The following is a 22,678-nucleotide window of genomic DNA, read 5'->3' as shown; positions in this document are numbered from 1 at the left end:
GCATATCTCTTACAAGGTAAAACAACTTGTTTTACTTATTGTGTCACTATCTTTTGGTTGTTGTTAATATAGATTCCGCTTTTTGAAGGCTTATCTTTTAGCATCTTCCCATCTAGCGAGTACCATCTACGGTTGTCGCATTCTAATCCTTTGGCGATGCCTTGTATGGCGCTACTGCTGCCATTGGAGAAGTTCTTAAGTTCGTAAAGAGCTGGTAGTGCTTTACCTGTTTCGTTGTCGAAGAGCGAAGCGTTATACCAATGATCTGTAACTCGCTTGGTGTTCCAATCCAGACCATATTCATTGGCTTCGAGGAACCACCAGAAGAGTCCGATAACAAGCTCGTGGTTGTTTAGCATTGTAATCAAATCTTCAGTGTATTGGCGCTGGCCTTCGTAAGTAAGGGGATAACCAGCTTCTTCATTATCTGATTCACCGTCTTTCTTTACCATCTTGTAGTGATAGCTACAACCGGTCTCTACCACCATAATCTTTTTCTCAGGGAAGTTGTTTTCTAGTTTGGTAAGTCCATTGTTAAGATTGCTAATAGGACCTTTATAATAAGGATAGTAAGAAACGCCAATGATATCGTAGTCAACCTCATTATCTTTTACGCGATTATAGAATGCTACATCGAGTGTAGGATTATTGGCACACTGCTCTGTATGGATGATAATCTTGGCCTCAGGACAAACCTCACGACATGCCTTGCTGGCGTTCTTGAGCGCTGTGGCCAAATGATCCCAGTTGGTATCGAGATAAGCGTTCCATGCGCTGTTTGCACTGATTTTACATCCATCCCACAGCATGCCAAAACTGATTTCATTTCCTGTTTGGATGAAGTCGGGAGTAGCTCCTGCATCTACCATAGCCTGAAGACTCTCTTTTGTATAAGTGTAGATGTACTCATAGGTAGGCGTGTTAATCATTATCCACGAGGCAGGAGTGCCTTGATTGCCAGGGTCGGCCCAAGTGTCGCTATAGTGGAAATCGAGTATGAGTTTAAGACCAGCATCCTTTATCTTCTTTCCCAGTTTCTTGACGTAATCCAGATCCTGGCAAACACCTTGGCCTTTATGGTCACTTGGGGCATTGTTTGGGTCGACAAACAGGCGTACCCGCATCGTGTTCATACCTTGTTCCTTTAAGAAGGTAAGAACATCTGTAATACTTTGGCCGTTTTTATCTTTGTAGTTGGCACCATTCTCTTCGTATCTCGACAATAACGATACGTCGCCACCCACATACTTCTGAGCACGAAGCGTGTTCGTGCTGCAGAGTAGGGCTGTGACCAATAATAGTTTTAGTAGTTTCATTTGTTTCTTTTGTTTGTATTACTTCTTATGTCTATTGGCTCGCTGCTCACGGTATTTGGCTTTCTGTCTTGCAGAGCCGCTACCGTGAGCACCAGTAATATACTTTTTCTTCTTGGCCTTGGTTTTTATTTTGCCATCATCTTTTGGCTTATCACCTCCACGTCCGAAGTTGATGCCATTCTCAAGTATGTTCTGAAAATCGTCCATATCTGTAGATTAATGATGGAACAGACGTACACCTGTAAATGCCATAGCAATACCGTACTTATCGCAGGTCTCGATAACATTGTCATCGCGAACTGAGCCACCAGCCTGGGCGATAAACTCTACGCCACTCTTATGAGCACGCTCGATATTGTCGCCAAATGGGAAGAATGCATCTGAGCCAAGAGCAACCTTGGTGTTTTGTGCAATCCAAGCCTTCTTCTCTTCCATAGTCAGCACCTCTGGCTTCTCCTTGAAGAACATCTGCCAAGTACCATCGCGCAGCACATCGTCGTGATCCTCTGAGATATACACATCAATGGTGTTATCGCGATCAGCACGGCGGATATTGTCGATGAAAGGCAGGTTCATAACTTTTGGATGCTGGCGCAACCACCAGATATCAGCCTTGTTACCAGCCAGACGGGTACAGTGGATACGGCTCTGCTGACCAGCTCCGATACCAATGGCCTGACCATCCTTAACGTAGCAAACAGAGTTACTCTGAGTGTACTTCAGGGTGATAAGAGCGATAATCAGGTCGCGCTTAGCCTCTGGAGTAAAGGTCTTATTCTGTGTAGGCATATTCTCGAAGAGTGCATCGTCGTCGAGCTTAATCTCGTTACGGCCCTGTTCGAAGGTAATGCCGAATACCTGCTTGCGCTCGATAGGCTCAGGTACGTATGTAGGATCAATCTTAATGACGTTATAAGTTCCCTTACGCTTGTCCTTCAGAATCTCGATAGCCTCAGGAGTAAAGTCGGGGGCAATCACACCATCGCTTACCTCGCGCTTCAGCAGCTTGGCTGTTGTTGCATCGCAGGTATCGCTCAAAGCCACGAAGTCGCCATAGCTCGACATGCGGTCAGCACCACGTGCTCTAGCGTAAGCACAAGCGATAGGGCTCTCATCGAGGTCCTTCACGTCGTCAACAAAATAAATCTTCTTCAGTGTGTCGCTCAATGGCAGACCAACTGCAGCTCCTGCAGGACTAACGTGCTTGAACGATGCTGCTGCGGGCAGGCCTGTAGCTGCCTTCAGCTCCTTAACAAGCTGCCAAGCGTTAAATGCGTCGAGGAAGTTGATATATCCAGGACGGCCGTTGATAACTTCGATGGGTAACTCTCCCTCAGTCATGAAGATGCGCGAGGGCTTCTGATTGGGATTACATCCGTACTTGAGTGCTAATTCTTTCATTTTTGCGATATTTTCTTTTTTCTGTGTGCAAAGGTACAAAATAATTTTGTAATTTTGCACCAAAATTATATAATTAACATGGAGAAGAAACGTTTGGCGCTTCGAAAGCTGCTGGAAGCAGTTGAGAAGGAAATCCTGAGAAAACCTGATAAGAAAACGCTCGACCGTCTTTCATTGCTTGCAGGGTTCCAGAGTTGGGAAGATTTTCAGCATGCCCTGCATGGGGAATAAAAAAAGAGGCTCGCACACTTTGGTGCAGCCTCTTTTTTTTCTTTTTTATTCACCAACGTTGTGGCGCTTCTCCTTGATGCGAGCAGCCTTACCAGTGAGCTTGCGCAGATAGTAAAGCTTAGCGCGGCGAACCTTACCAACCTTGTTGACCTCGATGCTCTGAATGTTCGGAGACTCGATTGGGAAGATACGCTCTACACCAATTGTACCTGACATCTTACGAACAGTGAAGCGCTTCTTGTCTCCGTGACCAGCAATCTTAATTACTACACCACGATAGAGCTGGATACGCTCCTTAGAACCCTCGATAATTTTGTAAGCGACAGTGATTGTGTCACCAGCCTTGAACTCTGGGAACTTCTTGCCGGTTGCAAATGCTTCTTCAGCAACTTTAATTAAATCCATTGTACTTTTAAATAATTAAATTGTTGTATCGTTCCAACGCAACATAACAGGCCTCTCGAAACTTCCTGCCAGCGATTACGCCGAAAAGCGGGTGCAAAGGTACAACTTTTTTTGGATTCAAAGAAATATTTCGTATTTTTTTTGTATTTTTGCAGCATTAAAACTATTAATTATGATTAAACGTCAGATATTTTATGGCTTTTTGGCCTCGATGATGTTGTTTTCGTGTGCACCAAAACAGTACCAGTTAGCTGGGGTGGAGCGTACACGTATCATCGTGGATAGTCGCTACGACCAGAATCCAGACGAGGCATCAGTTAAGTTCCTTGAACCCTATAAGCGAGTTAACGATAGTATCATGGGGCCTGTTGTTGGTGTTGTTTCTCACAATATGTATGCCGATCGTCCAGAGAGTGACCTCTCTAATCTCTTGGCTGATATACTCGTGTGGACAGCAAAGGACTATGGTGAGCAACCTGTGCTTGGTATCTATAACATGGGTGGCATACGTGCAGCACTTACCAAGGGTAACGTAACCTATGGTGATGTACTCGATGTGGCTCCATTCGAGAATAAGATTTGCTTTGTTACGCTTACGGGCGAAAAGCTGTTAGAGCTTTTCCGTCAGATAGCTCACCGTGGGGGTGAGGGGGTGAGTCATGGCACCGAGCTCGTTATCTCTAAGGACGGTAAGCTCCTGTCGAGTAAACTTCATGGCAAGGAGATAGATCCCAAGGCCGACTATCGTATAGCAACTATTAATTATCTGCTTGAAGGTAACGATGGTATGCCTGCACTGAAGGAGGGCAAGAACGTGCTTGCTCCTAATGATGCCAGCAACAACACGCGTTTCCTCATTATGAACTATTTTAAGGATCATCAGGCCCGTGGCGTGGTGGTAGATTCAAAAGTTGAAGGTCGAATAAAAGTAATTGATAATTGACAATAGATAATTATGAAACGATTACACCTTATTATAATTATTGCACTCTTGGCAGTAGTTTCTGTCAGTGCAAAGACAAAAAAGCAACTTGTAGTTCTCCACACTAACGATGTGCATTCTACCATCATGCCTCTCAACGAGAATCTCGACAACAAGGATCTTGCTGGTCGTGGTGGATTTGTGCGTCGTGTAAACATGATTAAGGAGCAACGCGCTCAGCATCCTGATTTGCTGTTCTTCGACTCTGGAGATTTCTCGCAGGGTTCTGGCTATTATACCCTTTTTAAGGGCGAGGTTGAGATAGGTTTGATGAACCAGATGGGCTACGATGCTGCTACCATTGGCAATCATGAGTTCGACTTTGGGCTTGAGAATATGGCCAGAATCTTCCGTATGGCTAATTTCCCCATTGTGTGCTCAAACTATGACTTTACAGGTACTTCTTGCGAGGGACTTGTGAAGGATTATATCACTTTGAAACGCAATGGCCTTAAGATTGGAGTGTTTGGACTTGGAGCTCCTCTGAAGGGGCTTGTGTCAAATAAGAATTGTGAGGGTGTTAAATTCCTCGATCCTAGTGAGACTGCCAAAAAGTATATCGAGCTGCTCCGCAAACAGGAGAAGTGCGATGTGGTTATTTGCCTCTCTCACCTTGGTTGGCAGATATCGGATTATCCCGATGAGCAGTTTATCCGTGAGATTGATGGCTGCGATTTGGTACTTGGTGGTCATACCCATACCTATATGCCCAAACTCGAGTATGCACCTGATAAGACGGGGCGTATGATTCCTGACGATCAGAATGGCAAGCATGGTGTTTTCATTGGTAAGCTGGTGCTCACCTTTGAGAAGTGATTATTCAAAGTAGAACGTTAATACAATCATTTTTGTATGCCCACTCTTTATTGAGTTGGCATACATTTTTTTATTCTCGTCTTTCAAGTCAGCCACGTGGCTCTTATCAATTCTATTGCCTAATCCATAACAGAACTTCAGTTCTGGTATCAGTTTGAAGAAGGGCAGATATAGGTCGCAGCCCAGTCCTACCTCTACCATAAGGTCTGTACGATTCAGCTGTATGATTTCTTGATTCTTGTTTGTAAGGTTTATCATGGGACTAACTCCTGCCAGTATATATGGACGTATGTTGTTCCATCTTTGCGATGAGAACTTCAGGTCTACAGGTACTGCAAGATATGTGTTCTTCATGTCTTGTATTTCGCTTTTGGGCTTTCCTTCTGCATCTAGGTCTGCAAGGTTCAGTAATCTAAGATGTTTTGCCCCAAAGTGCATGCTGGGCGTTATGCGTAAATTCAGATTGCTTGATAGACGCATATCTGCCAGTACACCAACCGAGAAACCTGCGTTCCATCGATCTTCATCACAAACGATTGGGGGATCAGTCTTAAACTCTATATCTTGTAGGTTCATTCCTACAGAAATGCCAAAGTGCATGGGGCGCAAATCGATATACGGTTTGTGCTGTATCACGTTTCGCCTTTGCGCCAGGCATCCTGTGGCGATGGTGATGGCGGCTATAATGGTTACAAGTTTTCGCCTCATACCTTATTATAAACGCAAAAATCTGCATCTTATTGCATCTGTTCTTATTCAGACAATGTATAAATTACTTAAAAAGATATCTAAAGTTTGGTATATTTCGAAACTTTATTGTATCTTTGCATCGTCAAAAGTGAGTATTAACATTATTAACTTATTAATAAATTTAGAATTATGGCATATGTAATTGGTGACGACTGCATCGCTTGCGGTACATGTCAGGGTGAGTGCCCAGTAGAGGCTATTTCTGAGGGTGAGAAGTACTCAATCAACCCAGATCTCTGCACAGAGTGTGGTACTTGTGCAAGTGTTTGTCCTTCTGAGGCTATCAGCCTTCCCTAAGCATTTAGGACATAACAATATTATAACAGGTGTTTCTTTAATAAGAAACACCTGTTTTTGTAAAGTACCTGGTTTTCAATTGAAAAGTACTTAGACTGCAATTGTTTTCTAGTTAGTTTTCAAACACGATTTGCTTATAACAAAATAGGTGCTCCAGAAGAGCACCTATTTTATGTATTATTCGAGTTTGAGATTACTTCAGCTTCTGAATCTCAAGTGCAGGCTTGTACTCTGGGTCAATATCAAGAATCTTGTTTGCATACTCCTTAGCCAGGGCCTTGTTCTTGTTCAAGAATGCGTTGAACATCATGTAGTGGTAGCTGGTCTTCAGCATTGTGTCCTCACCCTTAGAGCGATCAGCCTTTGTAGCGAGCAGGTCGATAACCTTCTGATAGTCAGCCTTAGCAAGGTTGTTCTTCATATTGTCATCGAGCTTGTTCATAAGTCCGGCACGCATAAAGTTAGCATAAACTACCTGAATTGGATACTTCTCAGCGAGTGTACCGAAGAGGTCAGCGGCCTTGGTAGTCATCTCCTTCTTCTTGCTTGCGTCAGCATCTCCATATTTTGAGAAGATGTTAGCCATACCTTCCTCGTCATCAAAACCCAGATTTGGCTTGCAAGCCAGATACTGCTCGTAGTATTCGATTGCCTTGTCGAACTCTTTATCCTTGAGATATGAATCAGATACACTCTTAAGGATAGCCCAACGCTTAATCATTGACTGATCGTTAACCAGCTCAAGAGCCTTGTTGTACTGCTCGTACATATTGGCCTTGTCCTCTAAAGCCTGATAGATCAGAGCTGTGTAGAAGTGGTCGTACTCAGAGAACTTAACACTGTCAGTCTCATTAAAGTACTTGTTGATATATGACTTAGCTGCCTCGTAGTTCTTCAACTCGTAGTTTGAGAACATAGCCAGACGATTGAAAACAGCATTGCGTGGCTCAATCTTCAGACCAGCCTCTGCAGCGCGGAGTGCATCCTGGAAGTGGCCTGTAAAGTAGCTGGCGCGTACAAACTCATTGAGGTAGCCCTTATCAAGCTTGTTGATGTCTGCCTTGGCATAGTTCTCGTATGCCTGCTTCTCGTCGTTGGCCAGCATAAAGATGTGTCCCTTGAATGCGTCTACATCCTCATCTGGGCACTGAGCCTTCATGTCCTCAAGTTTCTTGGCTGCCTGACTAGGGCTGATCTTACGATAAACCATAGCCCACTTTTTATAACCAGCAGGGTTCTTGGGGTCGAATGTGATAGCCTGATTGTAATAGCTTGCAGCTTTACCACCATCTGTACCATAAGTAGCCTCAAGGTCACCAAGCAACAGGTATGCAGGAGCATACTGATACTTTGGCTTGCCTGCTTCATTAGCAAGGTTAGCGTACTTGCGTGCTGCAGCTGTGTCTTTCTGAGCATAGAAGGCCTGAGCAAGTTTCAACACTGCCTCAGGGTTCTTCTTGTTCTTCTTATAGGCAACTTCTGCTAACTTGGCTGCGGTTGGAGCCTGTGACTTAATACCATCGAGAGCTGCATTAAGCTCTACTTCCTGTGCGTTTGCGGTGGCGCTGAAACCTGCCAGCATCACACCCATTACTAGATATTTAATTGCTTTCATAATTCCTGTTATTAAGTTATACTTCTATTTACTCTTCTCTCTTTTATGACGTTTTTATCTTTTATTGGTTTAATCATTGCTTGTTTACTATCACATCGCGTACATTCATATTAGCTGTACGTGGTAGCAGGCCTGCTCGCAGTATAATTTTCTGACCTTTAGGTAATTGTACAAAGTGTGCAAAGCTTGTAGGCACACCATTACGTGTGTCGTTAAGTAATGCATAAATTGTGCGGCGCAGTGGATAGTTGCCATTATATAAATAGTATTGATAGGGCTTCCAGCTGTTGTACTTCGTTGCTGAGTCGAGCTTTGAAACTCCCATCACGCTTATATTCTTCTTGAATGTTACGTTGGTTGTGTCGCGTTTGTCGTTCAGCCAGTTAGATCCGATAATTCCAAGTGAGTTGGGATGGTTTTCGACATAGTCGATAACAGCTGCACTTGTTTTTACGGCTCCGATGTTAGGTGCACTGAACTGCTTGCCTCCAAGAATAGAGTCTACACACCACCGCACGGTGCTTGATAGTGGATTATCAAATACCACATCGATCACACCAAGTTTGTTTTGTGGATATATTTCATTCCACTTAGTAATCTCGCCCTTTAGAATGCGTGCAAAGTCCTTGATGGTGATGCACGAATCAGGGTTTGAGTTGTTTACTATGATGGCCAGTCCGTCGTAGGCTACAGGTATAGCTCTAGGCAGGAATTTCTGGTCTTTTAGGCTCTGGCGCTCGTTGTTCGTAAAGTCACGAGTGGTGAATGCCAGCCATGTTTCTTGTTTCATCAGCTTCTTAACTGCATCCTGCTCGTTGATATAAACGGGAGTGATAGAGTCGAGTGTCTGATTAGTGAAATAATAAAGTTCTTCGTCAATGATAGGGAAGAAACTCTCATCGGCAGTCAAGATACTTGCTGCCTTCTGATAGGCTTGTTCCTTTTCAGGATTAGGCTTGTTCCCACAAGCGGAGAACAAGCCTAATATCAGTGTTAATCCAACGATTTTGTTGAATGCGTTCATTTCAGATAATTGAGCTTTTACTGCAGACGGAATGTTACAGGAACAGTGTACTTAACACGTACTGCGCTACCGTTCTGCTTACCAGGAATCCAGTGAGGCATTGACTTAACAACGCGCTGTGCCTCCTTGTCGAGTGATGGGTCAACGCTCTTTACAACCTTAACGTCGGTGATAGAGCCATCACGCTCTACAACGAAGGTTACAACTACACGACCCTGTACACCGTTCTCCTCGGCTACTACTGGATACTTGATATTCTTAGACAGATACTCAAACAGGGCTGAGTTACCACCAGGGAACTGAGGCATTTCCTCTACCACGTCGAACACCTTGGTCTCTTCAACCTTTGGTGGCTCGGGTTCTGCGATAGTTTCCTTAACCTTGAGCACCTCACCAGCTGCCTCGTCGTCACCTTGTACGTCGAATGCACCGATAGCGGTGTTGGTCTCTTGCAGTTCTTCCTGAGATTTCATTTCCTGATCTTCTTTAACCTCCTCGTCCTTCTTAATTTCAGGAACGGTGAAGGCTACAGAGCTCTTGACTTTCTCAACCTCAATTTTCTCAATCTCGGGCTCATCTTTGCGCTCTACCTTAGCCTCTTTCTTATCTGCCAGATTCTGCAACTCAACGTCAGTTTCAATGGCAGCGTTACGGGCTGCGATATAGTTATCAATTTGCACCTTTGCAATAACGATGGCTGCAATGATTGCAAAACCAACGAACATGGTAATCAGTGCCTTCAGGTTACGAACGCCTGTGTTCTTGCGCAATTGATAAGCTCCATATGCCTGGTTCTTACCTTCGAATACGAGGTCGACCCAGCTGTTGTCAATAAGATCTATTTTTGCCATAGTCTATTCTACATTTTAGGGGTTAATCATTTAACACCTGCCTTCTCAATGAGTGCCTTATCGTCGTCACTCATCTTGTCGACATTGTCAATGACGTACTTATCAATATTGCTAATGAGCATCTCGTCGAGCGCAGCTACCATGTTCTCGTAGGTTGCTGTGTTCAGAGGACGAATGATGACAGTCATAGTAGGAACCTTCTCACCTGAGGGCAGTTCACCCTTCTTCAGCTTCTTCAGTGCCTCCTGATACTGTTCGTCAGTCATCTTCGAGTTGTACTCGTTCTTCTTAGCATCGAGCTCTTTCTTGGCCAACTTGATTTTGGCTACAGGGTTGATACCTTCTTCGGTTGTATGCTCATTGAGCACCTTTTCGATACCGTCCTTGCCATAAGTAGTTGGCTTTACACATGAGGGATCGTCGTAGTTGGGCAGACCAGCTACATACCAAACCTTATTATTAGCTCCCAGATAGAGTGTGATAGTGTGAGATGCCTTTGTTACCTGCTTATCCTGCTCATTCATCTGTGATGTGTCATCGTTTGATGGCATAGTCAACTGCATAGCCTGTGGCTTTGCCAGTGTAGTACACAGCATGAAGAAGGTGATAAGAAGCATCATCATGTCTACCATTGGCGTGAAGTTCACGCGGGTATCCATCTTTTTCTGCTTTGATAGATTCTTTTTTGCCATAATACTACTAGTCGTTTAAACGTTTAACATCGAGATTCGTAATCAGCTGGAAACGGTTCTCGCTCATATCCTGGAGTTCAGACATCAGCTTCTTGATAGTTGCATAAGAAGTCTTTGAATCGCACTTGATGGCGAGCTTGATGTCAGGATTAGCATCGCGTGCTGCAGTAATCCACTCCTGGAACTCGCTCTTGCCTCCGTTGATACTATCAAGCGGAAGACCGAGCTTCTGGATGGCCTCACCCATTTTTTCTGTATCGAGGTTCAGATAATTTGCAAGCTGTGCCATTGGGGCTCCAACCATAGCATCCTCGCGGAAGTGCTTAATCTGGTTGGCATTCAGCTGGACACCAAACTTATCTGTCATGGTCTCCATCATAGCCTGCATATGATTCTTGTTTTCGGTACCACAGAAGATGCGTCCCTCTGGTGTAACCAGAATGTTGAGCACATCCTGCTCTGGTATCTTAACCTCTGACACAGAATTAGGCGCTGTGACTGAAACTGGTTCTGGTGTCAAGAATGTTGAAGTCAACATAAAGAAACACAGAAGCAGCGTCATCACGTCTGACATAGGCGTCATGTCAATCCAGATGTCTTTTTTCTGTATCTTAATTTTAGCCATTCTCTATATGCTTTTTATGCGTGAAAAACTGAATGGTTAAAGAATTAAGCCTCGTTGTGGTTAGAATCGTATGTAGCAGCGATTGTGTAACCGATCTCGTCGAGAGCGTATGTCAGCTTATCGATCTTGTTAGAGAAGAAGTTATAAACTACGGTAGCTACCCATGATGTCAAGATACCAGAAGCTGTGTTAACCAGAGCCTCAGAAATACCTGCAGACAGAGCCATAGAGTCAGCACCACCACCAGCAGACAGAGCCTGGAATGATCCGATCATACCAAGTACGGTACCGAACAGAGCGGTCAGAGTACCCAGAGATACGATTGTAGCAACCATTGGGAGGTTCATCTGCAGAGTAGGCATCTCAAGCTGAGTAGCCTCCTCGTGAGCCTGCTGGATCTTAGCAACCTTAGCAGCCTTCTTCAGAGTGTCGTTACCCTCAACGTCCTTATAAGCAGCGATTGAAGCTCTAACTACGTTAGCTACTGAACCCTGCATCTTGTCACAAAGCTTCTCAGCCTCATCGAACTTCTGAGCCTTGATGAGCTCCTTTACCTGAGCAGTGAACTTAGCGAGGTTAATCTTACCTGCAGCAGTCTTGATAGCGAAGAAACGCTCGATACCGAGGCAGATAACGGTGAAGAGAAGAGTCAGGATAAGACCTACAACGAAACCTCCCTTATAAACAGTACCCAGCAGGTTTGCAGGATGTCCTGCGCGATCGCCACCAACGAAGTTGTCGGGGTTACCCATTACGAAGTACCATACACCATAACCAGCACAAGCACAAATTACGAGAATAATCCATGCAGCTTTAATACCAGGAAAGCCCGAATTCTTTTTGGCTGGGGCTGCAGCCTTTGTTGTTGTTGCCATAATTAAAAATAATTTTTTAGTTATTATAAATATTAAAAGATTAATTTCACCTCGCAAAAGTAGCAAAATAAAGCGGAAAACAAGTCTAATTAAGACATTTTAACTATGAATTTCCGAATTATTTTAGTTTTGCTACCACTTCTTTGATGCGTCTCATTGCTTCTACGATGTTTTCATCGCTTGTAGCATAGCTCATTCTGAAGCATTCAGGGTCGCCAAAAGCATCGCCACCAACGGTTGCTACATGTCCCTTCTCGAGCAGATACATGGCAAAGTCGGTAGAGTTGTTGATGGAGGTCTCGCCATCGCTCTTGCCAAAGAAACTGCTGCACTTGGGGAACAGATAGAATGCGCCCTCTGGTACGTTAACCTCTAGGCCAGGGATGTCCTTTGCCAGCTTCACAATCAGGTCGCGACGGCGCTCAAATGCCTTTCGCATATCCTCTACACACTGCTGGTCGGCCACGTAGGCAAACTCGGCAGCCTTCTGGCTTACTGAGCATGGGCCGCTAGTGTACTGACCCTGCAGCTTGTTGCATCCCTTTACAATCCACTCTGGGGCAGCAATATATCCGATACGCCAGCCAGTCATTGCGTATGCCTTAGATACACCGTTTACGATGATGGCGCGTTCCTTCATACCAGGGAACTGGGCGATACTCTCGTGCTTGCCTATATAGTTGATATGCTCGTAAATCTCGTCGGCCAGTACAAACAGGTCTTCGTGCTTCAGGATGACATCGGCCAGCGCCTTCAGTTCATCTTTGCTGTACACGCTTCCTGTTGGGTTGCTGGGCGAGCAGAGGATAATGAGTCGTGTTTTGGGTGTGATAGCTGCCTCGAGCTGTTCTGGAGTCATCTTGAAGTTCTGGTCGAAGCCAGCTTCTACGAACTTGGGGACACCACCAGCCAGAAGGGCCATCTGTGGGTAGCTAACCCAGTATGGGGTGGGGATGATAACCTCCTCGCCGTCGTTAACCAGCGCCATTACTGTGTTGCACACACTCTGCTTGGCACCGTTGCTCACCAGAATCTCGTTGATGGTGTAGTCCAGCTGGTTTTCGTTCTTGAGCTTAGCCACAATGGCCTTGCGCAAATCGGGATAGCCAGGAACTGGTGAGTAGCGTGAATAATTTTCGTCTATTGCCTTCTTGGCAGCCTCTTTAATAGCGTCAGGTGTATTGAAGTCGGGTTCTCCAACACTCATGTTAATAACGTCGATACCTTGCGCCTTCATTTCGGAGCTTTTCTGAGACATTGCCAGCGTTGCTGATGGAGCCAAACGCTGCAGACGATTAGATAGTTGTGCCATATTACTCTAAATTTTGTGCAAAATTACGCATTTTATTTTTGAAAACGAAATAAAAATATCACTTTTTCACTTTTGGTGGTGAATTTGTGGCAGATTGAGACTTATTTCAGGTGCAACGTATGCCCCATGCGAGTCTTTTTGGTCTCCAGATAGCGCAGGTTATACTTGTTTGGAGTGACCTCGATGGGCACATTCTCGATGATTTCGAGTCCGTAAGCCTCCAGACCAACACGCTTTACAGGATTATTGGTCAGCAGGCGCATTTTGTGTACACCAAGATGTCGCAGCATCTGTGCGCCACAGCCGTAGTCGCGCTCATCGGGCTTGAATCCTAGATGTACGTTGGCATCTACGGTGTCGAGTCCTTGTTCCTGTAGCTTATAGGCCGCAATCTTGTTCATCAGACCGATGCCTCGACCTTCCTGCTGCATGTAGATCACTACGCCCTTGCCTTCCTTCTCGATGGCCTGCATGGCCTTGTGTAGCTGTTCGCCACAATCGCAACGTTTAGAACCGAGAATGTCGCCCGTCATACACGATGAATGAACGCGAACCAATATGGGTTCGTCTTCCTGCCATTCGCCCTTGATAAGAGCCATGTGCTCCAGTCCGTTACTCTTCTGGCGGAATGGAATCAGGCGGAAGTGGCCGTAGTCGGTAGGTAGATCTACCTCTTCGCCAACTTCTATCAGCGATTCCTTCTTCAGGCGGTAGGCTATCATGTCCTTGATGCTGATAACCTTCAGGTTCCACTGCTTGGCAAATTCTACGAGTTGTGGCAGTCGTGCCATTGTGCCGTCTTCGTTCATGATCTCCATCAGCGCTCCAGCAGGATAGAGTCCTGCCATATGGCAGAGGTCGATGGCGGCTTCGGTATGTCCGCTACGGCGCAACACACCGTTGTCTTGTGCGTAGAGTGGGTTTACGTGTCCTGGACGTCCGAATGTCTCTGGTGTTGACTTGGGGTCGGCTAGGGCCTTGATGGTCTCAGCTCGATCGTGGGCACTCACACCAGTGGCGCATCCCTCCAGTTTATCCACCGTTACGGTGAATGGTGTGCCGAGTACCGATGTGTTGTCCTGAACCTGATGCGGCAGGTCCAGTTCCTTGCATCGCTCGATGGTGATAGGGGCGCAAAGCACGCCACGAGCATATTTCAGCATGAAGTTTACTTTCTCTGCTGTTATCTTCTCGGCGGCGATAATCAGGTCGCCCTCGTTCTCGCGGTCTTCATCGTCAACTACGATTACAAACTCTCCTTGCTCGAAGTCCTTAATGGCTTCCTCTATGCTATTCAACTTCATCTCTTCCATATTATTACACCTTATTAATATATATAGTAGTTAATCCTTATGCTTTTGGGCCTCGTAGTTGCGTGCCAATTCGTATACGAATGGCATGTTCTCAAGGTCTTCGAACGTTCTGGGAGCTGGTGCGGCATATACGGCCACACGCTCTATCACGTCGTGGTTTGTATCCAGTATATTGTTCAGATCCTTACGCAGACGCAGGCGGAAACGGCACATTCGCAGATAGAAGAATATGCCCAATGGCAGAATCAGACCTGTGATGATGTTAAGCCACTTCTGGCGGAACGGACGTGTGTGGGCGTGGGTGGCCACAATGGGGTAGTGGTTCAAGCTGCCCAGTATCTGTGCATCCTTGGTGTTACTCAGATCGTCGATAACATCCTCAAGTTTGGTTACTATCTGTTCTATCTTCTGGTCGTCGCCTGGGCGGAAGAATACGTGTATCGGGTTGGGCAGATGTAGCAGCTTGTGCTCTTCGCTGTACTCCTTGATCTCCTTACTTATCTGTAGCAGATAGAATGAGTCGAGTGCATAGATAGGATCCTCGATAATCACCTCCTTGCGATAGATGTGGCGGTGCGATCTCAGTCCCAGCACGCGCATAAACAGCTGCTTGTACATGTCGATATTGAATACCACCGAGTCGTTGTTCGACTTGTAGGTAAAGAATGCGGCTATCGGTGTGAGCACGATGGTTGATATGGTCATGCCGTACCAAACAGTCCATTGGTCGTCGCGCGCCATCTTCATGCCCGTATTGTCGAGAATGTAGTACACGATGAATACCAGCACTGATATGATGACGGGCACACCTAGTCCTCCCTTACGGATGATGGCACCCAGAGGAGCTCCGATAAAGAAGAAGATGATGCAGGTAAATGCCAGCGTAAACTTGTAGATGGCCTGGATGACGTGCGTGCGATAATAGCGATGCATGTTCTTTGTAAAGGTGCCCTTCATCTCCAGGTCGGTGGCGCACGATTGTGCGTTGCTTACTGCCGTTCTTACTGCAGCCTGCTTCTTCAGGTCGCTCAGCTGCAGGAACATCGAGTCGAGCTTGGCGTTACCATTGGCCAGCTGCGATGCTATCTTCACAGAATCCTGATTTGATACTTCAGCGCGCTTGAAGAAGAATCTGGCCGACTCTTCGTAGTATGCACGTCCTACGCTGTCGTTATATTCTTGCAGCGAGTCTTTGTCGTGCAGAATCTTGCCCAGACTCTTGGCTCTGGCATCGCCCGATATGTCTTCGATGTCGGCCATGCTGAATCCGCCGTCAAAGTCCATCACTATCTGCTTGGTTACGAATGTCTCGCGGCGATAGGGCACATCTGCTGTTCCGGCTAGGTCTTGTGAGCGCATGTTCTCGTTCCACACACCATTATATAATGTAAGCAGCAGGTGCTTTTTCTCGGCCGTACTCTGCATCATGCCCGAGTCGGCCAGGATGATGGCCTGATCTTCATAACTACCCGTCATGCGATAGATCATGATACCATAGAGCATACCGGTGTTCAGGTCCTTCTTCTGTACATAGATGTTGGTGCTGGGTATGCCTGAGTAGAACTGTCCCTCGGGTATTTCCAGCTCTGGGCTCTTCTGCTTCATGCCAAGTAGCAGTCGGTAGAAGTCCTGATTGGCCTGCGGACCTACTATATTCTGGAAGTAGAACGATATGCCCGCCATGATAATCGATATGACTATCAATGAGCGGAAGGCCTGCATCAGCGATATGCCAGCGGCCTTGATAGCTGTAAGCTCCGAGTTTTCGCCCAGGTTACCGAATGTGATAAGCGATGACAGCAGTATGGCCAGCGGGAATGCCTGAGGCATCAGCATCAGTCCCATATACCAGAAGAACTGGGCCATAATCTCGAGCGAGAGTCCTTTTCCAATCAGCTCGTCGACGTAGCGCCACAAGAACTGCATCATCAGCACAAACTGGCAGATGAAGAACGTTCCTGCAAACAGCAAGCCGAACTGCTTGGCGATATAAATGTCTAATTTCTTAATTCGGAACATAATCAGCGTGCAAAGGTACACATTTTAATTAAGAATTAAGAATTAAGAATTAAGAAATTATCACTTTGCGATTTTTTTTCTTAATTCTTAACTCTACACTATTATCTCTTAACTCTTAATTCTTAACTCTTAACTCTTAATTGTCATAGTCCGCTTGCTCTGTGCAGTCGGTCTAGGCAACTCTCCCACAGAATCTTCAGTCCGTCGGCATCATCATCTTCAGCAAAATCAGTTATCATCAGGTTCAGATGGTGGGTAAGGTCACTCTGTTCTATGCGCATTTCCCAGTACGATTCGTCATCGTCTTCGTCTTCGTAATCCCATTTCAGGCGGATATGGTCAAATTTCACAGCCTCTACTACGTGGGCTTGCCTGATGTCTTGTTCAGTCCAGGGTTCGCCCCATGTAAATTTGAAGATGCCGTCTTCTTCGGTTACGTGGTCGGCAAACCATCGCTCTAATCCGTGAGCGGTACTTATCTGATCCCATACGATTGCTGGCGACTTAATTGCCAAAGGGTATTCGATGTCTATTTTTTGTTTTCCCATATGTTTTAGGGGCTAGTTATATTGATTAATATCAACGATTTCTGTGGCAAAATTACAAATTTTTCTCGAAACACAAAACTTTTTGCCGAAAAATTTTGGTGGTTCCAAAAAAATGTGTACCTTTGCACCCGCAAATCAGCAATATGGCGGGATAGCTCAGCTGGTTAGAGCGCATGATTCATAATCATGAGGTCCCCAGTTCAATCCTGGGTCCCGCTACTTCAGAGACAGTTAGAAACTTCTAGCTGTCTCTTTTGTTTTGCGTTTTTCTGTGGCGTTTCTGTGACGTTTTCTGTGGCGTTTGCGGTCTTTTTCTATTATTTTCTTTGCTGATACAGAAAAAAGCCTTATTTTTGCAGCCATGAAACAGATTATATCTACCATAATATTCTTGGTATCGTGTTTGCCCGTTGTGGCGCAGGATGTAGTGAAACTGCTTGAACCAGCCTATGCCGATAGTGCTGCAGTGTATCGTCAGAGTGTTTATGTACCTCAGAAGTGGTCTAAAAAACACATTCAGCTTTTCATCGAGCGCCCGCTTGGTGCCACCAGCGTTCGTGTTAATGGTTCCGAGGCTGGAGGCGATACAGCTAAGTTCGTTCCGCATGTGCTCAATGTTACCAAGTATATCCAGGCCGGACAACGTAACACCATCGAGATTAAGGTGGCTGGTCATGATGCTCGCGGCATTCTTGGTTCGGTAGAATTACGTGCTCAACCGCGTAACCTATATATAAATAAGGTAACACTTAACCCTAAGCCTTATAGCGCTACGGTTGGTGTCGATTTAGATTTGCGTGGTCAGTCGCCCGATTTCAGCTTCTATGGCATTCAGATTATGGTTCAGCACGAGAACAAAGATTCTGCTGCCATCTTCCTTGCTAATGAGGATATATGGGCCAATCGCATGGAGGTGGATGTGGCTGTTCCAGAGCAGGACCGCTTCTGGGATGAGTTTACCCCAAATGTGTATCGTATGGCGCTGAGTGTAGCTGATGACTATCGGGAGATGACCTTTGGTATGCGCGAGGCTGCGGTTGTTGATGGCATGCTGTTCATCAATCGTCACCCCGTTTATCTGCGTGGAGCTGTAATCGACGATTATTTCCCAGAATGGGGCCGCATGCCTACCGATGAGCATACGTGGGAGCGCATTTTCCGTCGACTTGAGTCTATGGGGCTTAACCACGTGCGCTTTAATGGCTATTGTCCTACCGAGGCTGCTTTTGTAGCTGCCGATAAGGTTGGAATGTATCTTCAGACCGAGGCCGCCAGTCATTACGAGCTTGGTCGCATAGCCGATGTCTATGGCCATCACCCCTCGCTGGTGCTTATGTCGGTTGGCGATTCGTGCTATGTGTGGAACAATGGATATATCGCCCCTATTAAGCTTAATCGCGATGTGATATATGCTAACGATTTGATGCAATACAAGCTAGGTGTTGAGCAGCGATTGCTTACCGATAGCTGTGGCCACTTCTTGCTTGGTGGCATCTGCGATCGCCGTGGCGACTTCAGTGGAGTGCTGCATGCACGATGGACTGATAAGGATGCTGGCTTTGTGGCTGACGACTTCCAGCAGTTCTGCCGCCCCATCATACCGCTGGTGCAGCTAGATAGAACTAGCTATACCACTAGCGACACGCTGCGAGTGCCCGTGGTGGTTTATAATGCCATGTATGGCCATCTGCAAGGCGTGCGCACCAATTACTATCTGCACACCGATAGCAATCAGGTGGTTACTGGCGGACTGATTGCCTCGGGCCAAATCCCCTTGGCTCCTTGCAATCGTGTGGGCGAGATAGTGTTCCCCCTAGACAGCATCAAGGCCCCCTGCAAACTCACCTTAACCCTGACGGTTGGTGCAAACACCGTTCGCAACAGCTGGGAGATTGAAGTGAGGTAATTATTGCTGGCCCTCTAGTTTTTGTAGTGCATCTTGTGCTTTCTGATGTCCCTGTGCGGCAGCCTTGCGATACCAGAAGATGGCTTGGGCTATGTCTTTCTCGACTCCTTGAGCGTATTCATAGCAGATTCCTAAGTTGTATTGGGCATTAACCTGTCCTTTATCAGCGGCCTTGCGATACCAGAAGATGGCTTTCGCCAAATCTTTTGCAACGCCCTTGCCGTCATAATAGCACACGCCCAAGCTGGTTTGGGCACCTATGTGCCCCTTCTCAGCCGCTTTGGTATACCAAAATACAGCTTGAGCATAGTCTTGTTCTACGCCTTGGCCATAATAGTAGCAATCGCCCATTTTGAATTGCGCATTTGCATATCCTCGTTCTGCTGCCTTCATAATCCAAGAGGCTGCTTTAGCAAAATCTTTTTCTACACCAAAGCCGTCTATATAACACAGACCTAACAGATATTGCGAATTTGCATGTCCCTTTTCGGTAGCCTTGCGGAACCAGAAAACAGCCTGATCGTAGTCTTTAGTAACCCCTTTTCCATTGATATAGCATATTCCCAGGTTGTTTTGAGCACTGGCATATCCCTGTTCCGCAGCTTTGCGATACCAAGAAACCGCCTGAGAGAGATCTTTCTCTACACCATTTCCGGATTCATAGTAACAGCCAAGATTGTACTGGGCAGTAATATGTCCCTTATCAGCAGCCTTGCGATACCAGAATACAGCTTGAGTCGCATCTTTGTTAACGCCTTGACCGTTATCATAGCAACAGCCCAGATTGAACATTCCGTACATATCGCCCTGTTCAGCCGCTTTGCGGAACCAAGATACAGCCTGAGTATAGTCCTTAGCTACACCATCACCATTAATATAACACATACCGATAGTGTTTTGAGCCTTGGCATCGCCATTCATCGCCGCCTCGATATTTTTCTTGTAATCATCTTGCGCCAGAGCCAGCACAGGCATCATCAGTAATAGTAATAGAAACAGATTCTTTTTCATGTCGCCTCTTCTTTTATGTTATTGGTAATACGCTTGCAAATATAAGCAAAAAAGCAATAGCCTCCAAATAATAATCAAGATTTCTTCAATAAAAACCCCCAAGCCATCACTAATTATGACGCTGTCATTTGTCATGTTTGTCATGGTGTCATGATTCGGGCATAAAAAAAACATGCGGGCTATGCCGCATGCTTTTGGTAGTACTCTTGGGTTTTCACGAAGATGTTCAGCTCGGTGTTCTGCTCTACCCAGCCGCGACGTTTCCACTGAGACAGAAGATTGCCGCGCTGCTTGGCGTTGGGGCACTCTACACGCTCCAGCACATTGTACTCCTCGCGGGTGAATGTGTCGCCAAGCTGTTCGAGCATGCAGGGTAGACCGGGCTTCATGATCTTGCTGTCGTGCTCCAGCTTCTGCTTGATGGTGTCGCCCATCAGGCACATCTTGCACCACATGTCGTAATCGAATGTCCAGGTTATAAAATCCTCGATCTCCTTGCTCCACTTCATGCCGCACATGATGTAGAGGAGTATGCTCTTACGAAAGGCGATGGCTGTGGCACGGTACGACAGCTGTGTGTACGACTCATTGCCCATCATCAGCGCACGCTCTTCGGCACGATCCAGCAGCGCTTCGGCTAGTTTCTTGGCCTGAGGACACACGATGACACCTTTGGCCGATTCGAGACGCGCCAGATACTGCGACAGTTTCTTGTCGAACGTTCCATCGTAATGCCCGAATTTGGGGCGACGCTCCACATCTTCCTTCACGATGGTGCAGAGGTTGAGTCGCGAAAAAGTACCGTTGTCGATGTTGCCACCGAAGGTCTTGACGGCCGTGGCGGGTGTGGTTGAGAACACCAGATTCCAGCGCATTACAGAACGGGCTTTCACCGATTGCGAACCTACTCGCTCCTGACCGTAGACATCGCTGTCGAAGTCGCGGCGGATAATCTGGGTGACCTCCGATGTTGAGCCTCCAGCCACCTTCCTCAGCTGCTCTACCTCGTCCATTCGGGTGAAGAGGGCCTTGTCGCCAGCACGCTCGGCATCCTCCATTCGCTGACAGAATGCGGCGTTGGTCATGTCGGCATCCACTATCTGCACGCAGATGTCTTTGGGGCGCTCAGGCTTGTCGTTGTTAGCGCCTGTAGTGTTGGTTTCCTCGGCCCAATCCTTCTCTTTGGCACGCGCCAGCTTGTCGCGCTCTTCTATTGGCTTCAAGATGTGGTCGATAGGCTCCTTGATGCACGATTTACCTATTGACATGCCTGCCACAAGACCTGAAATCAGAGTGAGCTCCATCTGGGTGTTGTTCCAGTATTCGGCCTTCACGCCGCCAGTGTAGGTGGCAAAGGCTGGGAATACGGAGTTGGCAATACATGGCTGATAACCCTTGGGTGCCTTCGATATGCACAGGCGGATGGGGGCAGGCAGGCGAGATGGCATCTCGGGCTGACGCATCAGCGAGTCGGGGTCGTTGCCTTTCTCAATGTTCACGCGATTGCGGGCCAACTGCAGGGCTGCCTGAAGCTTCTGCGGTGTAGTCTTGGTTTGCTGGCGATGGCATGCACTCTCGATGGTCTGGTTAACGCGCTGCTGGTCTTCGCCGTAGTTTGGCAGCACCTGCTTAATCCACGCTGGGTCGTCGTTGCAGATGTGGCGCAGATGGCAAGCCATGGTGTAGATGAACGAGTTGCGAGAGCCGTGAACGGGTATGCCTCCAAGCTGATCGGCCAATTCGTCGGTGATGTACTCGTAAGGGATGCCCATGTAGTCGCTGGCGTATTCCCCTCCTGAGTTCTTGGACAAGCCAAGCGGCAAAGCCGAGCGGGAGGGGTTAGGGGTGGTCTGATCGAGCGATTGTCCATCGATGCTCAATCCGCGGTCGAGATAAGCTTTGCGACGCTCGGTCACTTCTTCCTCGGGCAACTCGGCATACCAATCGGGGGCGGTGAATAGCTGCGAACTTTCGTCGGTGATGTAGATCATGCGCTCGGGCGAACAGCAGTCTTCATCAAAATCTATGCCCAGCTCTTTGCAGTAGGCCGTTTGTGCCTCCTTGATGGTCATTCCCACAGGGATGCGGATGTCGAGATGCAGCTTGCCTGATGCTGAATACTCGGCGTGTAGCAGATGGTCTTTCCACAGGCCCTCCTCGCTATTAATAAGGTACGCGCGAGTTAGTGCTCCCTCAACCTGCTCCTTGTTGTCGATGTCGACGCAGGTCTGGAATGTAAATGCCTCAGGGATGATGTTGGCCTGCGAACGGCGATTGCCGTTGAAGCGGAAGTAGTGAGGACAGCGAAATGGCAGGTTGCTCTTCAGATTGCGGCGCTCATCGTGGTCTTGCTCAAAGCGGATGGCTGCAATCAGCTTAGCCAGCTCTTCGCTCTTAGTCAGCTCGAAGTAATTTTCGAGTGGCTGTTCCATCACCAGACCCTTTGCCTTTGGTGCGTTCAGGGTCTGATTCATACAAATTGTTGTCTTTGCAACTTTCTTTACAATACTCTTTTCCATGCTTTTTGCTTTTTTTTCTGGTGAAACATTATTTTAACGATGCAAAGATACAAATAAAAAATGTACAATAGCCCTTTTTTACTTGGGTTATTGTACACATTTGTGGTTTTGGAAAATTTCGGAAAGACTTCGGAAAGGTTTTGGAAAAATCTTGGAAAGTTTAGGAAGGC

At 46.7% G+C, this 22,678-nt stretch carries 22 protein-coding genes and 1 tRNA gene; 6 read left to right on the top strand and 17 right to left on the bottom strand.

All coding sequences use genetic code 11. The annotated features are described in order from the left end of the window. Positions 1-35 precede the first annotated feature (35 nt). The 3 genes from BUB86_RS12185 to BUB86_RS12175 are packed head-to-tail and all read right to left on the bottom strand — an operon-like array spanning position 36 to position 2,726. The gene (locus BUB86_RS12185; RefSeq protein ID WP_073209902.1) at positions 36-1,316 is read right to left on the bottom strand and encodes a glycosyl hydrolase 53 family protein; all 1,281 of its coding nucleotides are present in this window, start codon (positions 1,314-1,316) and stop codon (positions 36-38) included. Positions 1,317-1,334: 18 nt separating this feature from the next. Continuing rightward, the gene (locus BUB86_RS12180) at positions 1,335-1,523 is read right to left on the bottom strand and encodes a hypothetical protein (RefSeq protein ID WP_073209900.1); all 189 of its coding nucleotides are present in this window, start codon (positions 1,521-1,523) and stop codon (positions 1,335-1,337) included. A 9-nt stretch (positions 1,524-1,532) separates the two neighbouring features. Next, the gene (locus BUB86_RS12175) at positions 1,533-2,726 is read right to left on the bottom strand and encodes a phosphoribosylaminoimidazolecarboxamide formyltransferase (RefSeq protein ID WP_317041764.1); all 1,194 of its coding nucleotides are present in this window, start codon (positions 2,724-2,726) and stop codon (positions 1,533-1,535) included. A 69-nt stretch (positions 2,727-2,795) separates the two neighbouring features. Between BUB86_RS12175 and BUB86_RS17700 the strand changes: the two genes are divergently transcribed. After that, the gene (locus tag BUB86_RS17700) at positions 2,796-2,948 is read left to right on the top strand and encodes a hypothetical protein (protein WP_175549495.1); all 153 of its coding nucleotides are present in this window, start codon (positions 2,796-2,798) and stop codon (positions 2,946-2,948) included. Positions 2,949-2,993: 45 nt separating this feature from the next. Here the strand turns inward: BUB86_RS17700 and rplS are convergent, their stop codons facing one another. Continuing rightward, complete coding sequence (gene rplS / locus BUB86_RS12170) at positions 2,994-3,353, bottom strand: 50S ribosomal protein L19 (protein WP_073209896.1); 360 nt, start codon at positions 3,351-3,353, stop codon at positions 2,994-2,996. Between the two features lie 172 nt (positions 3,354-3,525). Between rplS and BUB86_RS12165 the strand changes: the two genes are divergently transcribed. Both BUB86_RS12165 and BUB86_RS12160 read left to right on the top strand, forming a co-directional pair. Next, positions 3,526-4,296, top strand: a complete 771-nt coding sequence (locus BUB86_RS12165; protein WP_073209894.1) for a 5'-nucleotidase C-terminal domain-containing protein — start codon at positions 3,526-3,528, stop codon at positions 4,294-4,296. 12 nt (positions 4,297-4,308) lie between these two features. Then, a complete protein-coding gene (locus BUB86_RS12160; RefSeq protein WP_073209892.1) occupies positions 4,309-5,151 on the top strand; it encodes a bifunctional metallophosphatase/5'-nucleotidase in 843 nt (280 codons plus the stop codon). Here BUB86_RS12160 and BUB86_RS12155 read toward each other — a convergent pair whose 3' ends face one another. Further along, positions 5,152-5,859, bottom strand: a complete 708-nt coding sequence (locus BUB86_RS12155; protein WP_073209889.1) for a porin family protein — start codon at positions 5,857-5,859, stop codon at positions 5,152-5,154. Positions 5,860-6,030: 171 nt separating this feature from the next. On the opposite strand from BUB86_RS12155, the gene BUB86_RS12150 reads away from it, so the two are divergent. Then, positions 6,031-6,198 (top strand): 4Fe-4S binding protein, encoded by a 168-nt coding sequence (locus BUB86_RS12150; RefSeq protein ID WP_013065171.1) that lies wholly within the window; start codon positions 6,031-6,033, stop codon positions 6,196-6,198. 193 nt (positions 6,199-6,391) lie between these two features. Here the strand turns inward: BUB86_RS12150 and BUB86_RS12145 are convergent, their stop codons facing one another. The 10 genes from BUB86_RS12145 to BUB86_RS12100 form a co-directional block, all read right to left on the bottom strand. Then, on the bottom strand, positions 6,392-7,813 hold the full coding sequence (locus tag BUB86_RS12145) for a tetratricopeptide repeat protein (protein WP_139261595.1): 1,422 nt from the start codon (positions 7,811-7,813) through the stop codon (positions 6,392-6,394). 73 nt (positions 7,814-7,886) lie between these two features. Further along, complete coding sequence (locus tag BUB86_RS12140; RefSeq protein WP_073209886.1) at positions 7,887-8,837, bottom strand: PstS family phosphate ABC transporter substrate-binding protein; 951 nt, start codon at positions 8,835-8,837, stop codon at positions 7,887-7,889. A 17-nt stretch (positions 8,838-8,854) separates the two neighbouring features. Beyond that, positions 8,855-9,688 carry an energy transducer TonB gene (locus BUB86_RS12135; RefSeq protein ID WP_073209884.1) on the bottom strand — a complete coding sequence of 278 codons (834 nt, stop codon included), beginning with the start codon at positions 9,686-9,688 and terminating at the stop codon, positions 8,855-8,857. A gap of 26 nt (positions 9,689-9,714) precedes the next feature. Next, a complete protein-coding gene (locus tag BUB86_RS12130; protein WP_073209882.1) occupies positions 9,715-10,380 on the bottom strand; it encodes an ExbD/TolR family protein in 666 nt (221 codons plus the stop codon). 7 nt (positions 10,381-10,387) lie between these two features. Next, positions 10,388-11,005, bottom strand: coding sequence for an ExbD/TolR family protein (locus BUB86_RS12125; protein WP_073209880.1), 618 nt, complete (start codon positions 11,003-11,005; stop codon positions 10,388-10,390). A 44-nt stretch (positions 11,006-11,049) separates the two neighbouring features. Then, complete coding sequence (locus BUB86_RS12120; protein WP_073209878.1) at positions 11,050-11,880, bottom strand: MotA/TolQ/ExbB proton channel family protein; 831 nt, start codon at positions 11,878-11,880, stop codon at positions 11,050-11,052. 118 nt (positions 11,881-11,998) lie between these two features. Then, positions 11,999-13,192, bottom strand: coding sequence for a pyridoxal phosphate-dependent aminotransferase (locus tag BUB86_RS12115; RefSeq protein WP_073209875.1), 1,194 nt, complete (start codon positions 13,190-13,192; stop codon positions 11,999-12,001). 101 nt (positions 13,193-13,293) lie between these two features. Continuing rightward, the gene (locus BUB86_RS12110; RefSeq protein ID WP_073209872.1) at positions 13,294-14,505 is read right to left on the bottom strand and encodes a bifunctional 3,4-dihydroxy-2-butanone-4-phosphate synthase/GTP cyclohydrolase II; all 1,212 of its coding nucleotides are present in this window, start codon (positions 14,503-14,505) and stop codon (positions 13,294-13,296) included. A 30-nt stretch (positions 14,506-14,535) separates the two neighbouring features. Continuing rightward, positions 14,536-16,524 carry an LptF/LptG family permease gene (locus BUB86_RS12105; RefSeq protein ID WP_073209870.1) on the bottom strand — a complete coding sequence of 663 codons (1,989 nt, stop codon included), beginning with the start codon at positions 16,522-16,524 and terminating at the stop codon, positions 14,536-14,538. Positions 16,525-16,667: 143 nt separating this feature from the next. Continuing rightward, the gene (locus BUB86_RS12100; RefSeq protein WP_073209868.1) at positions 16,668-17,072 is read right to left on the bottom strand and encodes an START-like domain-containing protein; all 405 of its coding nucleotides are present in this window, start codon (positions 17,070-17,072) and stop codon (positions 16,668-16,670) included. 145 nt (positions 17,073-17,217) lie between these two features. Between BUB86_RS12100 and BUB86_RS12095 the strand changes: the two genes are divergently transcribed. Continuing rightward, a tRNA-Met gene (locus BUB86_RS12095) sits at positions 17,218-17,291 on the top strand. A 142-nt stretch (positions 17,292-17,433) separates the two neighbouring features. Further along, the gene (locus BUB86_RS12090) at positions 17,434-18,978 is read left to right on the top strand and encodes a sugar-binding domain-containing protein (protein ID WP_073209865.1); all 1,545 of its coding nucleotides are present in this window, start codon (positions 17,434-17,436) and stop codon (positions 18,976-18,978) included. On the opposite strand, the gene BUB86_RS12085 is transcribed toward BUB86_RS12090, so the two are convergent. Together BUB86_RS12085 and BUB86_RS12080 are read right to left on the bottom strand one after the other, a co-directional pair. Further along, entirely contained in the window at positions 18,979-19,989 is a 1,011-nt protein-coding gene (locus BUB86_RS12085; RefSeq protein ID WP_073209863.1) for an SEL1-like repeat protein, read from the bottom strand. A 179-nt stretch (positions 19,990-20,168) separates the two neighbouring features. Next, a complete protein-coding gene (locus tag BUB86_RS12080) occupies positions 20,169-22,508 on the bottom strand; it encodes a hypothetical protein (protein ID WP_073209861.1) in 2,340 nt (779 codons plus the stop codon). Positions 22,509-22,678 lie beyond the last annotated feature (170 nt).

It is taken from the genome of Xylanibacter ruminicola (assembly GCF_900142525.1).
Classification (GTDB): domain Bacteria; phylum Bacteroidota; class Bacteroidia; order Bacteroidales; family Bacteroidaceae; genus Prevotella; species Prevotella ruminicola_A.
Note: the sequence above shows the minus strand (reverse complement) of the source record. Positions and strands in the feature narration are given on the sequence as shown.

Excerpts from the sequence above, each read along its gene's own strand:
- BUB86_RS12115 (WP_073209875.1), bottom strand. The coding sequence starts at position 13,192 with ATGGCACAACTATCTAATCGTCTGCAGCGTTTGGCTCCATCAGCAACG.
- BUB86_RS12140 (WP_073209886.1), bottom strand. The coding sequence starts at position 8,837 with ATGAACGCATTCAACAAAATCGTTGGATTAACACTGATATTAGGCTTG.
- BUB86_RS12185 (WP_073209902.1), bottom strand. The coding sequence starts at position 1,316 with ATGAAACTACTAAAACTATTATTGGTCACAGCCCTACTCTGCAGCACG.
- BUB86_RS12085 (WP_073209863.1), bottom strand. The coding sequence starts at position 19,989 with ATGAAAAAGAATCTGTTTCTATTACTATTACTGATGATGCCTGTGCTG.
- BUB86_RS12125 (WP_073209880.1), bottom strand. The coding sequence starts at position 11,005 with ATGGCTAAAATTAAGATACAGAAAAAAGACATCTGGATTGACATGACG.
- BUB86_RS12105 (WP_073209870.1), bottom strand. The coding sequence starts at position 16,524 with ATGTTCCGAATTAAGAAATTAGACATTTATATCGCCAAGCAGTTCGGC.
- rplS (WP_073209896.1), bottom strand. The coding sequence starts at position 3,353 with ATGGATTTAATTAAAGTTGCTGAAGAAGCATTTGCAACCGGCAAGAAG.
- BUB86_RS12110 (WP_073209872.1), bottom strand. The coding sequence starts at position 14,505 with ATGGAAGAGATGAAGTTGAATAGCATAGAGGAAGCCATTAAGGACTTC.
- BUB86_RS12080 (WP_073209861.1), bottom strand. The coding sequence starts at position 22,508 with ATGGAAAAGAGTATTGTAAAGAAAGTTGCAAAGACAACAATTTGTATG.
- BUB86_RS12150 (WP_013065171.1), top strand. The coding sequence starts at position 6,031 with ATGGCATATGTAATTGGTGACGACTGCATCGCTTGCGGTACATGTCAG.
- BUB86_RS12155 (WP_073209889.1), bottom strand. The coding sequence starts at position 5,859 with ATGAGGCGAAAACTTGTAACCATTATAGCCGCCATCACCATCGCCACA.
- BUB86_RS12135 (WP_073209884.1), bottom strand. The coding sequence starts at position 9,688 with ATGGCAAAAATAGATCTTATTGACAACAGCTGGGTCGACCTCGTATTC.
- BUB86_RS12160 (WP_073209892.1), top strand. The coding sequence starts at position 4,309 with ATGAAACGATTACACCTTATTATAATTATTGCACTCTTGGCAGTAGTT.
- BUB86_RS12180 (WP_073209900.1), bottom strand. The coding sequence starts at position 1,523 with ATGGACGATTTTCAGAACATACTTGAGAATGGCATCAACTTCGGACGT.
- BUB86_RS12165 (WP_073209894.1), top strand. The coding sequence starts at position 3,526 with ATGATTAAACGTCAGATATTTTATGGCTTTTTGGCCTCGATGATGTTG.
- BUB86_RS12145 (WP_139261595.1), bottom strand. The coding sequence starts at position 7,813 with ATGAAAGCAATTAAATATCTAGTAATGGGTGTGATGCTGGCAGGTTTC.
- BUB86_RS17700 (WP_175549495.1), top strand. The coding sequence starts at position 2,796 with ATGGAGAAGAAACGTTTGGCGCTTCGAAAGCTGCTGGAAGCAGTTGAG.
- BUB86_RS12100 (WP_073209868.1), bottom strand. The coding sequence starts at position 17,072 with ATGGGAAAACAAAAAATAGACATCGAATACCCTTTGGCAATTAAGTCG.
- BUB86_RS12120 (WP_073209878.1), bottom strand. The coding sequence starts at position 11,880 with ATGGCAACAACAACAAAGGCTGCAGCCCCAGCCAAAAAGAATTCGGGC.
- BUB86_RS12090 (WP_073209865.1), top strand. The coding sequence starts at position 17,434 with ATGAAACAGATTATATCTACCATAATATTCTTGGTATCGTGTTTGCCC.
- BUB86_RS12130 (WP_073209882.1), bottom strand. The coding sequence starts at position 10,380 with ATGGCAAAAAAGAATCTATCAAAGCAGAAAAAGATGGATACCCGCGTG.